The following is a 14,335-nucleotide window of genomic DNA, read 5'->3' as shown; positions in this document are numbered from 1 at the left end:
CGAGGTGCACTTCCCCATGCGCTCAACCACCCGCCGCGCCGTGCTCGGCGCGGGAATCGCCGTCGCCGGCGGCAGCCTGCTCACCGCCTGCTCCAAGGGTTCCGGCAGCGGATCGTCGTCCGCGCCGCCCGCCGACTACGTCGCCCCGAACGGCAAGGAGGTCGCCGCCGCGGAGGCCAAGCGCGGCGGCGGGCCCGTACGGCACGTGCGGCTGACGGCCACCCGGGCGCGGCTCGACCTGGGCGGCGGCCTCGCGGTCGACTCCTGGGCGTACGGCGACCGGCTGCCCGGCAAGGAGGTCCGGGTCACCGCGGGCGACACGCTCGCCCTCACCCTCGCCAACCATCTGCCCGAGGCCACGTCCCTGCACTGGCACGGGCTGGCGCTGCGCAACGACATGGACGGCGTCCCGGACCTGACCCAGCCGGCGATCCGGCCCGGGGCGTCGTACGACTACCGCTTCACGGTCGCGCGTCCGGGCACGTACTGGTTCCATCCCCACTCGGGCGTGCAGCAGGACCGGGGGCTGTACGCGCCGCTGATCGTGGAGGACCCCAAGGAGCCGCTGAAGTACGACAAGGAGTGGGTCGTCGTCCTGGACGACTGGGTGGACGGGGTGGACGGCAGCACGCCCGACGCGGTGCTCGCGGAGCTGAGCAAGGGCATGGGCGGGATGGACCACGGGGGCATGGAGCACGGAGGCTCGGGCGGTCAGGCCGGTCACGGTGGCCACGACATGTCGAAGATGAGCGGCATGGCCATGAGGTCCGGCGGCCCTTCCCCGTCCCCCGCCGGCCCCTCGCGGATGATGATGGGCGCGAGCAGCCCCCTCCTCGGCGGGGACGCCGGCGACGTCGCCTATCCGTACTACCTCGTCAACGGGCGGACCGCCGCCGACCCCGAGACGTTCACCGCCGAGCCCGGCGACCGGGTCCGTATCCGCTTCATCAACGCCGGCGGCGACACCGCCTTCCGCGTGGCCCTCGGCGACCACCGCATGACCGTCACCCATACGGACGGCTACCCCGTGGAGCACGCGGAGACGGACGCGCTGCTGCTGGGCATGGGCGAGCGGTACGACGTGCTGGTCGAGGTGAAGGACGGCGTCTTCCCGCTGACCGCGCTGGCCGAGGGCAAGAAGCGGTCGGCGCTGGCCCTGCTGCGGACGGGCGGGGGTTCGGCGCCCGAGGCGTCCGTACGCCCCCGGGAGCTGGACGGCACGCTGCTCACCGCCGACCGGCTGAAGGCGGCCGGGAGCGTGGGCCTCGACGGCAGGCGGCCCGACCGGACGGTGACGTTCAAGCTGACGGGGTCGATGGAGAAGTACGACTGGGCGATCAACGGCCGGAGGTACACCCCGTCCCAGCGGTACCCCGTGGCCGCGGGTGAGCGGGTGCGGCTGGCGTTCGTGAACGACACGACGATGTGGCACCCGATGCACCTGCACGGCCACACCTTCGCCCTGCCCGGCGGCGGGCCGCGCAAGGACACCGCGATCGTCCTGCCGGGCAAGCGGCTGGAGGTCGACTTCGACGCCGACAACCCGGGGCTGTGGATGGTGCACTGCCACAACGTCTACCACTCGGAGGCGGGGATGATGACGGTCCTGGGCTACCGGAAGTAGCGGCGGGGGCGCGGCCACCCGCGCGGCAGCGCGTACGGCCGCGCCCACACAACCGCTCACCACCACATTGCGTCAGGTAGACGATTAGACTGGCGGACGTGGCTCAACTTCGTCTCGCCCTGAATCAGATCGACTCCTGCGTCGGCGATCTCGCCGGGAACGCCGAGGCGATCGTCCACTGGACCCGGCACTCCGCCGAGCAGGGGGCCCACCTGGTGGCCTTCCCCGAGATGGCGCTGACGGGCTATCCCGTCGAGGACCTCGCGCTGCGGTCCTCCTTCGTCGAGGCCAGCCGGTCCGCGCTGCACTCCCTCGCCGCGCGCCTGGAGTCCGAGGGCCTCGGGGAGCTGCCGGTGGTCGTCGGCTACCTCGACCGCACCGAGGAGTTCCGCCACCAACTGGGGCGGCCCGCGGGCGCCCCGCGCAACGCCGCCGCCGTCCTCCACCGCGGCAAGGTGGTGCTCACCTTCGCCAAGCACCACCTGCCGAACTACGGGGTCTTCGACGAGTTCCGGTACTTCGTGCCCGGCGAGACACTGCCGATGATCCGCGTCCACGGCATCGACGTCGCCCTCGCCATCTGCGAGGACCTCTGGCAGGACGGCGGCCGCGTGCCCGCCGCCCGCTCCGCCGGGGCCGGGCTGCTGCTCTCCATCAACGCCTCCCCCTACGAGCGCGAGAAGGACGACACCCGCCGGGACCTGGTCCGCGTCCGGGCCCGGGAGGCCGGCTGCACCCTCGCCTACCTGGCGATGACCGGCGGCCAGGACGAGCTGGTCTTCGACGGCGACTCGATCGTCGCCGACCGCGACGGCGGGATCATCATGCGCGCCCCGCAGTTCGAGGAGCGCTGCCTGGTGCTCGACCTCGAACTCCCCGCGGCCCCGGCCGAGATCCCCTCCGGGGTCGTCGACGACGGCCTGCGCATCGAGCACGTCACGATCTCCGCCGACCCGCTGCCCGCCTACGAGCCGGAGTTCACCGGCGGCGAGGTGGCGCACCTGGGCGACGACGAGGAGATCTACAAGGCGCTGGTCACCGGCCTGCGCGCGTACGTCACGAAGAACAACTTCCGCAGCGTCCTGATCGGCCTCTCCGGCGGCATCGACTCCGCGCTCGTCGCCGCCATCGCGTGCGACGCGGTGGGCCCGGAGAACGTGTACGGGGTGGCCATGCCGTCCCGCTACTCCTCCGAGCACTCGATCGCGGACGCCGAGGACCTCGCCCGGCGCACCGGCCTCCATTTCCGGACCGTGCCGATCGCGCCGATGTTCGACGCGTACATGGGCGCGCTGGGGCTGACCGGCCTGGCCGAGGAGAACCTCCAGTCGCGGCTGCGCGGCACGATGCTGATGGCCATCTCCAACCAGGAGGGCCACATCGTGCTCGCGCCGGGCAACAAGTCCGAGCTGGCGTGCGGCTATTCGACGCTGTACGGCGACTCGGTCGGCGCGTACGGCCCCATCAAGGACCTCTACAAGACCCACGTCTTCCGCCTCGCCCACTGGCGCAACCGGGCGGCGGCGGAGCGCGGCGAGACCCCGCCGATCCCGGAGAACTCCATCACCAAGCCGCCGAGCGCCGAGCTGCGCCCGGGCCAGGTCGACACGGACTCGCTCCCGGACTACGAGGTCCTGGACCGCCTCCTGGAGCTGTACGTCGACCGCGACACCGGCCGTACGGGGATCGTCGCGGCGGGCTTCGACGAGGAGCTGGTCACGCGGGTGCTGCGGCTGGTGGACACGGCGGAGTACAAGCGCCGCCAGTACCCGCCGGGCACGAAGATCTCCGCGAAGGGCTTCGGCAAGGACCGCCGCCTGCCGATCACGAACCGGTGGCGGGAGAGGGGGTAGCCCCGATCAGCATGCCCCGGCGCCATTCGGCGCGCCGGGCACCGAATTCAGCCCGTCCGGCGATTGAGGACCGGAGCCCCGGCGCTCCCTCGGACCTCCAGCCCGTCCAGCAGCCGCGCCGTCGCCTCCGCGACCGCGTCGACCGCCTCGTCGAACACCGCCTGATTGTGCGCGGCGGGGTGATGGAAGCCCGAGACCTTCCGTACGTACTGCAACGCGGCCGCCCGGATGTCCCCCTCACCCACGTGCGGAGCCATCGGCGGCCTGAGGGTCCTGATACTGCGGCACATGCTCCCAGTGTGACGCGGCGGGCCGCGTCAGCCCACGCGCTCGGGCTCCGCCGATGCCGGTTCGCCCCTCGCGATCACCGTCGAGGAGCCTCCGTCCTCGCGGTCCAGCATGCCCGCCGTCACCGCGATGGCCAGGCCGATGACGGCCAGGACCGCGCCGACCAGGGTCGGGGACGTCCAGCCCCAGCCCGCGGCGATCGCGACGCCGCCCAGCCAGGCGCCGCCCGCGTTGGCGAGGTTGAAGGCGGAGTGGTTGGAGGCCGAGGCGAGGGTGGGGGCGTGGCGGGCCTTGTTCATGACCAGCATCTGCAGGGGTGTGGTGGTCATGAAGCCGACCGCGCCGAGGACGACGACCGTGACGAGCGCCGCCCACTTCACGTGGACGGTGAAGTCGAAGAGGACCAGGACGCCGGCGAGCGCGGCCAGGGAGCCGTAGAGGGTGGGGCGCAGCGCCCGGTCGGTGAGCGGGCCGGCGGCGAGGGCGCCGAGGGTCATGCCGATGCCGAAGAGGGCGAGGACGACCGTCACGGAGGTCTCGGAGAAGCCGGTGACCTCGGTCATCATCGAGGCGAGGTAGCTGTAGACGGCGAAGACGCCGGCGAAGCCGAAGACGGCGGTGAGCAGGCCGAGGAGGACCTGGCGGTCGCCGAGGGCGCGCAGCTCGTGGGCGAGGCCGCCGTGCCGTTCGCGCGGGAGGTCCGGGACGAGCGCGGCCAGGGAGGCCATCGCGGCCAGCCCGATGGCGGCGACCACCAGGAACGTGGCGCGCCAGCCGAGGTGCTGGCCGAGCAGGGTGGCGGTGGGGACGCCGACGATGTTGGCGACCGTGAGGCCGAGGAACATCGTCGCGACCGCCCGGGCCTGCCGGCCCTCGCTCACCAGCCGGGCCGCGACCACCGCGCCGACGCCGAAGAACGCGCCGTGCGGGAGCCCGGCCAGGACCCGCCCCGCGACGAGCGTCCCGAAGGTCGGGGCGAGCGCGGAGGCGAGGTTCCCGAGCGTGAAGACCCCCATGAGCAGGACCAGCATCCGCTTGCGCGGGATGCGCGAGCCCAGGGCGGTGAGCAGGGGGGCGCCGATGACGACGCCGAGGGCGTAGGCCGAGACGAGGTAGCCGGCGGTGGGCACCGAGGTGCCCAGGTCGTCGGCGACGTTGGGCAGCAGGCCCATCATCACGAATTCGGTCGTTCCGATCCCGAAGGCAGAGATCGCCAGGGCGAGCAGCGCCAGGGGCATGGGGCGGGCCTTTCGAAGGGTGGGCAGCGTTCCGTAAGTTCTTAGTCGGAACAAACCCTTCCGGCCCGATGTTCCCCAGCGCGAAAATCCATGTGAACGATCGGTTCCGGGGTCCGGAACGGCTCAGATCCTCCCCCGGAACCGCTCAGATCCCCACCCCGGAACGGATCAGATCTTCACCCGCGCCGCTACCGGCAGGTGGTCGCTGTCCGTCTTGGGCAGGGTCCACGCCGACTTCGGCTCCATCCCGCGCACCATGATCTGGTCGATCCGGGCCATCGGGAAGCTCGCCGGCCAGCTGAAGCCGAAGCCGTCGCCGGCCGCGCCCTGCGCCGAGCGCAGCTGCGAGGTGATGGGGGCGAGCGAGCGGTCGTTCATGGTGCCGTTGAGGTCGCCGAGGAGGACGACCCGCCGCTCCGGCTCCTGGGCGATGGCCCGCCCGAGCGCCTCGGCGCTGCTGTCGCGCTGCCCGGCGGTGAAGCCGGCGTTGAACTTCACCCGCACCGACGGCATGTGCGCGACGTAGACGGCGACCGGTCCCTGCGGGGTCCGGACGGTGGCGCGCAGGGCCCGCACCCAGCCCAGGCGGATGTCGACGGGCTGGACGAGTTCGAGCGGGTACTTGCTCCATATGCCGACCGTGCCCTGCACGGAGTGGTACTTGTACGCGCCGGCCAGGGCCCGCTCGTACCGGGAGGCGTCGCTGAGCTCCTCCAGCGCGACGATGTCGGCGCCCGAGGCGGCGATGGCGCGGGCGGTGCCGGCCGGGTCGGGGTTCTCCGCGTTGACGTTGTGGGTGGCCACCGTGAGGTTGCCGCCCTTGCCCGATTTGTCGCTCAGCAGCCCGCCGAAGAGGTTCACCCAGGCGACGACCGGCAGCAGCAGCGCGATCAGCGCGGTGGCCGAGCGGCGCACCACGGCGAGGACGAGCAGCACCGGGACGCCCAGGCCGAGCCACGGCAGGAACGTCTCCGTGAGGCTGCCGAGGTTGCCGACCCGGTTGGGGAGGTGGGTGTGCAGCAGCATCAGCAGACCCAGCAGTACGCCGAGGGCGGCGACGACCAGTCCGCGCCGCCAGACGCCGGGGCCCCGCCACTGGTCCATGAGGCGCCGGGCCCGGGATCCGGTCCGCTCCGGACCGGTCCCGTCTCGGCCCGTCTCCTGCATGTACGCCTGCGCCATCGCTGTCCTCACTGCCTCATCCGCTGCGGCCCCGCGCACCGACGATAGGTGATCACCGGTGGCCGGGGCGGTCCGGCCGCCCCATGCGGGGCGTCGAAGGGGAGGACGAGTCCCCGGGCGGGCGGGGTTCCGGCGGACGACGCCGGGGGGCGGGCTGTGACACAACGGGCATATTCGGTACGTGCCGCCGGGAGGCCCGTACGGAGGGGCCTCCCGGCAGGTCTTCCGTCAGCCGGTCCGGGCCGGCCGTACCCCTTCCAGGACCGCGTCGACGATCTGCTCGGCGAGCCCCTCGGGCAGTTCCTTCCACTCGTGGAGCAGCGCCCGGGAGAGCATCGGGGCGACGAACAGGTCGGCGAGCATCTCGACGTCGAGGTCGGAGCGGATCTCGCCGTTGGCCATGCCGCGCCGCAGCACCGCGAAGACGGCCTCGCGGCGGGCGGTGACGACGGTGTCGTGGTACTCCTGCCAGAGCTTGGGGTGGGCCTGGACCTGGGTGACGACGGTGCGCAGCACGGCGGAGGAGCGCTTGGCCAGGCCCCGGCGGCGCAGGAACTCCAGGATGGTGACGAGGTCGTCGCGGGCCGAGGCGCCGGCGGGTTCGGGGTTGACGGCGTCGAGGGAGCGCAGCACGTCGAGCATCAGCTCCTCCTTGCCGGTCCAGCGGCGGTAGAGGGTGGCCTTGCCGACGCCGGCCTCGCGCGCGACGCGCTCCATCGACAGCTCGCCGATGGTGACGCCGTCCTCCAGCAGGCGCAGCACGGTCTCGACGACCGTGGTGTCGACGGCGGCGTTGCGGGGCCGGCCGCGCCGCTCGGCGGGCTCGCGGACGGCCGGCCGGTCCGTGCTCATGCGCCCGCCTCCGCCTGTTCCTTCTCGGCGCCGGGCCGGGCGGCCCCCGGACCGGCGGGGGCGGCGTCGCGGCCCGGCAGGAAGAGGGCGACGACGGCCGCGCCGAGCAGGGCGACGGCGGTGGAACCGATGACGGTGATGTGCATGGCGTGGATGAAGGCGTCGTTGGCCGGGCCGACGAGGGCCTTGCCGGCCGGACCGAGCTTCTCGGCGAGGCCCAGGGTGGCCTCGATGGACTCGCCCGCGGCGTGCCGCGCGGACGCGGAGAGGCCGGGGACGGCGTCGAGGTCGCCGGCGATGCCGTCGCGGTAGGTGGTGGAGAGCACCGAGCCGAGGACGGCGACCCCGAGCGCGCCGCCGACCTGCCGGAAGGTGTTGTTCACGGCGGAGCCGGAGCCGGCCTTCTCGCGGGGCAGCGACTGCATGATCGAGACGGTGGCGGGCGGCATGATGTGGGCCATCGCGGTGCCCTGGAGGAAGAACAGCACCTCCAGGACCCAGATCGGGGTGTCGGTGTCGAGCAGCAGGAAGCCGGCGGTGGAGGCGGCGACGGTGAGCATGCCGACGGCGCACACGGCGCGGGCGCCGAACTTCTCGACGACGAGGCGGGCGCGCGGCGCGAAGAACATCTGGGCGGCGGCGAGCGGCAGGAGCAGCAGGCCGCTCTGGAGCGGGGTGTAGCCGCGCACGCTCTGGGTGTAGAAGACGATGAAGAACGTCGTGCCCATCAGCGCGAAGAAGACCAGCGCGATGGAGGAGACGGCGGCGGAGAACGCCGGCTTGCGGAAGTAGCGGACGTCGATGGCGGGGTGCGCGCTGCGCCGCTCGTGCAGCACGAAGAGCACCAGGACCAGCAGACCGCCGCCGACCGTGCCGTAGACCTCGGGGTCGGTGAAGTCGGCGAGCTGGCCGCCCTTGATGATGCCGTAGACGAGCAGGACCAGGCCGACGACGGACAGCAGCACGCCGAGGGGGTCGAGGCGGCCGGGCTTGGGGTCCTTGGAGTCCGGTACGAGCAGCACCATGGCGATCAGGCCGATGATCACGATGGGGACGTTGACGAGGAAGACCGAGCCCCACCAGAAGTGGTCGAGCAGGATGCCGCCGGTGATCGGGCCTATGGCGATGGCGAGGCCCACCGCGCCCGCCCAGATGCCGATGGCCTTGGGCTGCTCGTCGCGCTCGAAGACGTTCATGATGATGGCGAGCGTCGCGGGCATCACGAACGCGCCGCCGAAGCCCATCACGGCCCGGAAGGCGATCAGCTCGCCGGAGGAGCCGGAGAAGGCGGAGAGCACCGAGCCGATCCCGAAGACGATCATGCCGAAGAGCAGGACCTTCTTCCGGCCGAGCCGGTCACCCAGCAGTCCGGCGGTGAAGAGGATGCCGGCGAAGACGAGCGTGTAGGAGTTGATCGCCCATTCGAGCTGGCTCTGGGTGGCGCCGAGGCCGGTCGGGGCCGGCGAGGCGATCGTCTTCATCGCCACGTTGAGGATCGAGTTGTCCAGCACGACGATCAGCAGGCTGAACAGCAGGACGGTGAGGATCGCCCACCTTCTGCGGTGCACGGCCTCCGGGACCCGGCGCGGCGTCATGTCGGAGGGGGCGGGCGGACCAGAAGAAGATCCCGAAGGAGATCCGGAAGGAACGGTTGCCATACGGACCAGCCTAGATCACTTCCGATACGAACCCGTCTCGTATTGGAAAGTCTTTACGAAAGCCAAAAGGCCGCTCTGGTCCGTCCGGGCGCGGCGTGTCAGCATGGGAGGTGATCCGGGGACGCCGTGAGGGCGCCTCGAGACACTTCACAGGAGCCATCGCCATGACGCATGCCTTGAACAAGCCCGACAGCAGCCCCGCCGCGCCCGCCGCGAGCAAGGCGCTGTACGGGGGCACGAGTTCCCGGCGCATCACCGTGCGCGACATCGCCGCCGCCAAGGCGCGCGGCGAGAAGTGGCCCATGCTCACCGCATACGACGCGATGACCGCCTCCGTCTTCGACGAGTCCGGCATCCCCGTCCTGCTCGTCGGCGACTCCATGGGCAACTGTCATCTCGGCTACGAATCCACGGTGCCGGTCACCATGGACGAGATCACCCTGCTCTCCGCCGCCGTCGTACGGGGCACCAAGCGCGCCCTGATCGTCGGCGACCTGCCCTTCGGCTCGTACCAGGAGGGCCCCGTACAGGCGCTGCGCAACGCCACCCGGCTGGTGAAGGAGGCGGGCGTCGGCGCGGTCAAGCTGGAGGGCGGCGAGCGTTCCGCCGACCAGATCAAGCTGCTGGTGGAGGCGGGCATCCCGGTCATGGCCCACGTCGGGCTCACCCCGCAGTCGGTCAACGCCTACGGCGGCTATCCGGTCCAGGGCCGCGGCGAGGAGGCCGCGCAGCAGCTGCTGCGCGACGCCAAGGCCGTCCAGGACGCGGGCGCCTTCGCCGTCGTGCTGGAGCTGGTGCCGGCCGAGCTGGCCGCCGAGGTCACCCGCACCCTGCACATCCCGACGGTGGGCATCGGCGCGGGCGCCGGGTGCGACGCGCAGGTGCTGGTGTGGACGGACATGGCCGGCATGACCCCCGGTCGCCTGCCGCGCTTCGTCAAGCAGTACGCACGACTGCGGGAGGTCCTCGGGGACGCGGCGCAGGCCTTCGCGGAGGACGTCGTGGGCGGCGCGTATCCGGCGGAGGAGCACGCCTTCCACTAGAGCCGGACCGGGCGGGTCAGCCCCCGCCGGAGCCTGCCGACAGGTCGCCGACATCCGCTGTCGGCGACCTGTCGGCGCATTGTCAGTGGGTGCTGGCACTGTGATGGGCATGACGCGAAACGACATCTCACGGGGGGCGGGCAGCGGCGGGAACGCCGTCGAAGTCCGCGGCCTCGTCAAGCACTTCGGTACCACCAAGGCCCTCGACGGCGTCGACCTGGACGTGCGCGAGGGCACCGTCCTCGGCGTGCTCGGGCCCAACGGCGCCGGCAAGACCACCCTCGTACGCTGCCTGTCCACGCTGCTCCGGCCGGACGCGGGCACCGCCCGCGTCGCGGGGTACGACATCGTGGCCCAGCCCCGCCAGCTGCGCCGCGTGATCGGACTGACCGGCCAGTACGCCTCGGTGGACGAGAAGCTGTCCGGCTTCGAGAACCTGTACATGATCGGCCGACTGCTGGACCTCTCCCGCAAGGACGCCCGCCGCCGCGGCGAGGAGTTGCTGGAGCGCTTCTCCCTCACCGAGGCCGCCAAGCGCCCCGCCGGGCAGTACTCCGGCGGCATGCGCCGCCGGCTCGACCTCGCCGCCTCCATGATCGGGCAGCCCGCGGTCCTCTATCTGGACGAGCCCACCACCGGCCTCGACCCCCGCACCCGCAACGAGGTGTGGGAGGAGGTCCAGCGGATGGTCGCCGAGGGCACCACCGTCCTGCTCACCACGCAGTACATGGAGGAGGCCGAGCAGCTCGCCCACGAGCTCACCGTCATCGACCGCGGCCGGGTCATCGCCGGCGGCCGGGTGGACGAGCTCAAGGCGAAGGTCGGCGGGCGCACCCTGCAGGTCCGCCCGGCGGACCGCTCGGAGCTGCACCGCATGGTCGGCGCGCTGGCCCAGGCCCAGCTCGACGGGGTCTCCGGCGCCACCGCCGACGAGACCGAGGGCGTGGTCAACGTGCCCATCGTCAGCGACGAGCAACTGACCGCCGTGGTCGGCCTGATGAGCTCGCGCGGCTTCGCGCTCTCCGACATCTCCACCCACCTGCCCAGCCTCGACGAGGTCTTCCTCGCCGTCACGGGCCAGAAGGCGTCCGCCCCGCGGCAGGACACCGCCCACACCGACGAACTCCAGGAGGTCGCGGCATGAGCGCGGCGACGATCAGCGCGCCCGCGGCGGCGCACGCCCGCGAGGGCCGCATCGGCCTGCGGGCCAACCTGCGGCACATCGGCGCCCTCGCGCGCCGCAACATGCTGCAGATCAAGGCGGACCCGGAGTCGATGTTCGACGCCGTGATCATGCCGATCATCTTCATCCTGCTCTTCACCTACGTCTTCGGCGGCTCGATGGCCGGCAAGGGCCATGAGAAGGAGTACCTCAACTACCTGGTGCCCGGCCTGATGGCCATGCAGGGCCTGAACATCGCCATGGCCGTCGGCACCGGCGTCAACGACGACTTCAAGAAGGGGGTGATGGACCGCTTCCGCACCATGCCGATATCCCGGTCCTCCGTCCTCATCGCGAAGATCGTGGTCGAGGTCGGCCGGATGCTCGTCGCCACCGCCATCCTGCTGGGCATGGGCTTCGCCCTCGGCCTGTCCATCACGACCACCCCGCTGCACCTGCTGGCCGCGGTCGCCCTGTCCGTGGTGTTCGGCGCCTCGCTGATGTGGGTCTTCATCCTGCTGGGCCTGACCCTGAAGACCCCGCAGGCCGTCCAGGGCATGGCGATGATCGTGCTGATGCCGCTGCAGTTCGGCAGCTCCATCTTCGCGCCGACCACGAAGATGCCCGGCTGGCTGGAGAACTTCACGGAGTACAACCCGCTGTCCAACCTCGCCGACGCCTCGCGGCACCTGATGCGCGGCGGGCCCGTGGCCGACTCGGTGTGGATGACCCTCGCCTGGGCCGTCGGCATCACGGTCGTGACCGCACCGCTGGCCGTCTCGAAGTTCCGCACGAAGAGCTGAGCCGGACCGGTGTCCGCGTCATACGAGGGCGGTGGCCTCCTCCAGCGAGAGGCCGCCGCCCTCGGCGTACGCCCGCTCGTACGCGGCGTCGCCCAGCAGCGCCCGCGCACCGGCCTCCGCCTGTTCACGGACCTCGCGCTCGACGGACAGCAGGGGGTGTTCGCGGGGGCGCAGCGCCGTACCGGCGCCGAGCAGCCGGGCCGCGGTCAGGGCGTGGTCGGTGCCGCCCGGTGCGGTGTTCCGCCGGCCCGCCAGTGCGACGCGGGCCAGCGCCCCGTACAACAGCTGGGTCATCGGCATCTGCGGTGCGACGAGCCGCGCCAGCGGGTCGTCGCGGTTCGCGAGCGCGTCGCGCAGCTTGGGCAGCGCGTCCGCCGGCCGCCCTTCCAGGACGTCGAGCCAGGCCACCTGCCCGAGCATCATGTTCTGGAACACCACGAGGGAGCCCTTGCGGAAGTCCGTCATCAGTCGGTCGAATATCTCCCGCGCCTCCGCCGTACGGCCGGCCCGGGCGACCCGGATGCCGAGTGCGACGCGCGCGAAGGTGGCGGCGTCGGGGTTGGCCTTGTGCGCCTCCGCGATCGACTCGCGGAGCATCCGCTCGCCCTCCACCGGCTCGACGCCGCCCGATTCCATCAGCGCCTCGGCCAGCCGGACCCGCAGCGCGGGCACTTCGCCCCGCGCGCCGAGCGCACGGGCCTCCTCGACGGCCTCGCGGTAGTCCTCCGCGGCGAGCGCGTACTCACCGCGCCGCTCGTGCGCCTCGCCGCGCCCGGACAGGGCCTCGGCCACGCCCCAGGAGTCACCGATCCGCCGGAAGATCTCCAGGCTCTCGTCGGCGTCCCGCGCGCTCCGCTCGAGCCGGCCCGGACGGTCGTTGAGGATCTTGGCGCGGAGCTGGAGCGCGTGGGCGAGCCCCCAGTCGTGGCCGAGCTCACGGCAGCGTTCCACACCACTGTCGACGGCCCTGTACATGGCCTCGAAGTCACCGGCCAGCAGGAGCGCGAAGAACCACATGGCCCCCGGTATCCGGCAGTTCTGCGGCTGCCCTTCGCCGTAGGCCTCGATGACGCCGCGCAGCCGCTCCTGGTTGCCCGGGGTGCCGATCACCTGCATGTCGCTCTCCACGTTGACGAGGGCGACCAGCCGGACCCCGCGCCGTGCCTCCATCAGCAGCTCCGGTGACATCGGCGGCGGCGCGTCGACACACCCCACGTACAGCGGCGGGGCCGGCTCGACGGGCCGCGCGAAGGGGTCCGGGCCCAGGGCCGCGGCCGCCTCCGCCCAGGTGCGGGCGTCGGCGCGATGGTCCCGCAGCTGCCAGAACCAGGCCAAGGACAGCACCAGGCACAGCGCCTCCTGCTCGTCGCGCGCGGCGACGGCGCGGCGCAGCGCGGTGCGCAGGTTGTCGTGTTCCAGCTCCAGCCGCTCCAGCCAGGTGCGCTGCGCCGGTCCACGCAGCAACGGGTCGGCGGTACGGGCCAGTTCGCGGTAGGCGACCAGGTGGCGATGCTCCACCTCGGCCCGCTCGCCGGCCTCGTCCAGGCGCTCGGCGGTGTACTCCCCCACGGTCTCCAGGAGGCGGTAGCGCATCTCGCCGTCGGTGGCGGGCGCGGCGACCACGAGCGACTTGTCGACGAGGGAGCCGAGGAGCGCGGCGACGTCCCGCGGCTCGACGGCGCCGGGCCCGCCGCCGGTGCCGTCCGCGCACACCGCTTCGGCCATAGCCAGGTCACAGCCGCCGGCGAAGACGGACAGGCGGCGCAGGACGGCGCGCTCGGGCCCGTCGAGGAGGTCCCAGGACCAGTCGACGACCGCGCGCAGGGTCTGCTGCCGGGGCAGGACGGTGCGGCTGCCGGAGGTCAGCAGCCGGAAGCGGTCGTCGAGGCGGTCGGCGAGCCCGCGCGGGGTGAGCAACCGCAGGCGGGCGGCGGCGAGTTCGATGGCCAGGGGCAGCCCGTCCAGGCGGCGGCAGATCTCGGCGCACGCCCCGGGATCGTCCTCGACCCGGAAGCCGGGCCGGGCGGCCGCGCCGCGGTCGGCGAGCAGCCGCAGCGCGACGGGGTCGGGCAGCGGCTCCACGGGCCGCACCAACTCGCCCGGTACGGCGAGGGGTTCGCGGCTGGTGGCGAGGACGGTGACGCCGGGGCAGTGCGCGAGGAGGGTCTCGGCGAGCCGGGCGGCGGCGTCGACGACGTGCTCGCAGTTGTCGAGCACGAGCAGCATGCGGCGCGGCGCGCAGTGCTCGGAGAGCCGCGCCAGCGGGTCGAGCGCGGTCGCGTCGGTGGCGGCCCGCACGCCCTCGGCGGTGGTGCCGCGCACCACGGTCTCGCGGGCGCCGAGCGCGGTGAGCACCGTCTCGGGCACGGTGGCGGGGTCGTCGACGGGCGCGAGCTCGGCGAACCAGACGCCGTCGGGCCAAGGGTCGCCGTCCCCGGCCGGGGCCCCGGCGGCCTCGGCCGCCTCCTGCGACAGCCGCGTCTTCCCGGCCCCACCGGGCCCGAGCAGAGTGACCAGCCGATGCCGCGCGAGGTCGTCGCGGATCAGCGCGAGATCCCCTTCCCGCCCGACGAAGGAGGTGAGCCGGGCCCGCAGGTTGCCCTGCGGGCGGCGGGCATCGGCGCCATGCGGC

At 72.6% G+C, this 14,335-nt stretch carries 11 protein-coding genes; 5 read left to right on the top strand and 6 right to left on the bottom strand.

Translation table 11 applies throughout. The annotated features are described in order from the left end of the window. The first annotated feature begins 16 nt into the window (after positions 1 to 16). Entirely contained in the window at positions 17 to 1,624 is a 1,608-nt protein-coding gene (locus ACZ303_RS06815; RefSeq protein WP_467335738.1) for a multicopper oxidase family protein, read from the top strand. A 98-nt stretch (positions 1,625 to 1,722) separates the two neighbouring features. Next, positions 1,723 to 3,477, top strand: coding sequence for an NAD+ synthase (locus ACZ303_RS06810; RefSeq protein WP_467335736.1), 1,755 nt, complete (start codon positions 1,723 to 1,725; stop codon positions 3,475 to 3,477). A gap of 47 nt (positions 3,478 to 3,524) precedes the next feature. On the opposite strand, the gene ACZ303_RS06805 is transcribed toward ACZ303_RS06810, so the two are convergent. The 5 genes from ACZ303_RS06805 to ACZ303_RS06785 form a co-directional block, all read right to left on the bottom strand. Further along, positions 3,525 to 3,767, bottom strand: coding sequence for a DUF2277 domain-containing protein (locus ACZ303_RS06805; protein ID WP_467335734.1), 243 nt, complete (start codon positions 3,765 to 3,767; stop codon positions 3,525 to 3,527). Between the two features lie 27 nt (positions 3,768 to 3,794). Then, entirely contained in the window at positions 3,795 to 5,003 is a 1,209-nt protein-coding gene (locus ACZ303_RS06800) for an MFS transporter (RefSeq protein WP_467335732.1), read from the bottom strand. A 168-nt stretch (positions 5,004 to 5,171) separates the two neighbouring features. Further along, positions 5,172 to 6,107, bottom strand: a complete 936-nt coding sequence (locus ACZ303_RS06795; RefSeq protein ID WP_467335838.1) for an endonuclease/exonuclease/phosphatase family protein — start codon at positions 6,105 to 6,107, stop codon at positions 5,172 to 5,174. Between the two features lie 306 nt (positions 6,108 to 6,413). Beyond that, complete coding sequence (locus ACZ303_RS06790; RefSeq protein ID WP_467335730.1) at positions 6,414 to 7,037, bottom strand: TetR/AcrR family transcriptional regulator; 624 nt, start codon at positions 7,035 to 7,037, stop codon at positions 6,414 to 6,416. Further along, positions 7,034 to 8,632 (bottom strand): MFS transporter, encoded by a 1,599-nt coding sequence (locus tag ACZ303_RS06785; RefSeq protein WP_467335836.1) that lies wholly within the window; start codon positions 8,630 to 8,632, stop codon positions 7,034 to 7,036. Before ACZ303_RS06785 ends, ACZ303_RS06790 begins: the two co-directional genes overlap by 4 nt. A gap of 227 nt (positions 8,633 to 8,859) precedes the next feature. Here ACZ303_RS06785 and panB point away from each other — a divergent pair, with 227 nt between their 5' ends. From panB to ACZ303_RS06770, 3 genes are all read left to right on the top strand, one after another. Next, positions 8,860 to 9,738, top strand: a complete 879-nt coding sequence (panB, locus tag ACZ303_RS06780) for a 3-methyl-2-oxobutanoate hydroxymethyltransferase (protein ID WP_467335727.1) — start codon at positions 8,860 to 8,862, stop codon at positions 9,736 to 9,738. Between the two features lie 109 nt (positions 9,739 to 9,847). Then, a complete protein-coding gene (locus ACZ303_RS06775) occupies positions 9,848 to 10,882 on the top strand; it encodes an ATP-binding cassette domain-containing protein (protein ID WP_467335725.1) in 1,035 nt (344 codons plus the stop codon). Continuing rightward, the gene (locus ACZ303_RS06770; RefSeq protein ID WP_467335723.1) at positions 10,879 to 11,703 is read left to right on the top strand and encodes an ABC transporter permease; all 825 of its coding nucleotides are present in this window, start codon (positions 10,879 to 10,881) and stop codon (positions 11,701 to 11,703) included. Before ACZ303_RS06775 ends, ACZ303_RS06770 begins: the two co-directional genes overlap by 4 nt. Positions 11,704 to 11,721: 18 nt before the next feature. Here ACZ303_RS06770 and ACZ303_RS06765 read toward each other — a convergent pair. Further along, on the bottom strand, positions 11,722 to 14,335 hold a 2,614-nt coding region (locus tag ACZ303_RS06765), incomplete at its 5' end, for an ATP-binding protein (RefSeq protein WP_467335721.1).

The sequence above is a fragment of the Streptomyces sp. NPDC023527 genome (assembly GCF_055560115.1).
This window is presented reverse-complemented; position numbering and strand designations above follow the sequence as displayed.

Excerpts from the sequence above, each read along its gene's own strand:
- ACZ303_RS06815 (WP_467335738.1), top strand. The coding sequence starts at position 17 with ATGCGCTCAACCACCCGCCGCGCCGTGCTCGGCGCGGGAATCGCCGTC.
- ACZ303_RS06805 (WP_467335734.1), bottom strand. The coding sequence starts at position 3,767 with ATGTGCCGCAGTATCAGGACCCTCAGGCCGCCGATGGCTCCGCACGTG.
- ACZ303_RS06800 (WP_467335732.1), bottom strand. The coding sequence starts at position 5,003 with ATGCCCCTGGCGCTGCTCGCCCTGGCGATCTCTGCCTTCGGGATCGGA.
- ACZ303_RS06795 (WP_467335838.1), bottom strand. The coding sequence starts at position 6,107 with ATGGACCAGTGGCGGGGCCCCGGCGTCTGGCGGCGCGGACTGGTCGTC.
- ACZ303_RS06790 (WP_467335730.1), bottom strand. The coding sequence starts at position 7,037 with ATGAGCACGGACCGGCCGGCCGTCCGCGAGCCCGCCGAGCGGCGCGGC.
- ACZ303_RS06785 (WP_467335836.1), bottom strand. The coding sequence starts at position 8,632 with ATGACGCCGCGCCGGGTCCCGGAGGCCGTGCACCGCAGAAGGTGGGCG.
- panB (WP_467335727.1), top strand. The coding sequence starts at position 8,860 with ATGACGCATGCCTTGAACAAGCCCGACAGCAGCCCCGCCGCGCCCGCC.
- ACZ303_RS06775 (WP_467335725.1), top strand. The coding sequence starts at position 9,848 with ATGACGCGAAACGACATCTCACGGGGGGCGGGCAGCGGCGGGAACGCC.
- ACZ303_RS06770 (WP_467335723.1), top strand. The coding sequence starts at position 10,879 with ATGAGCGCGGCGACGATCAGCGCGCCCGCGGCGGCGCACGCCCGCGAG.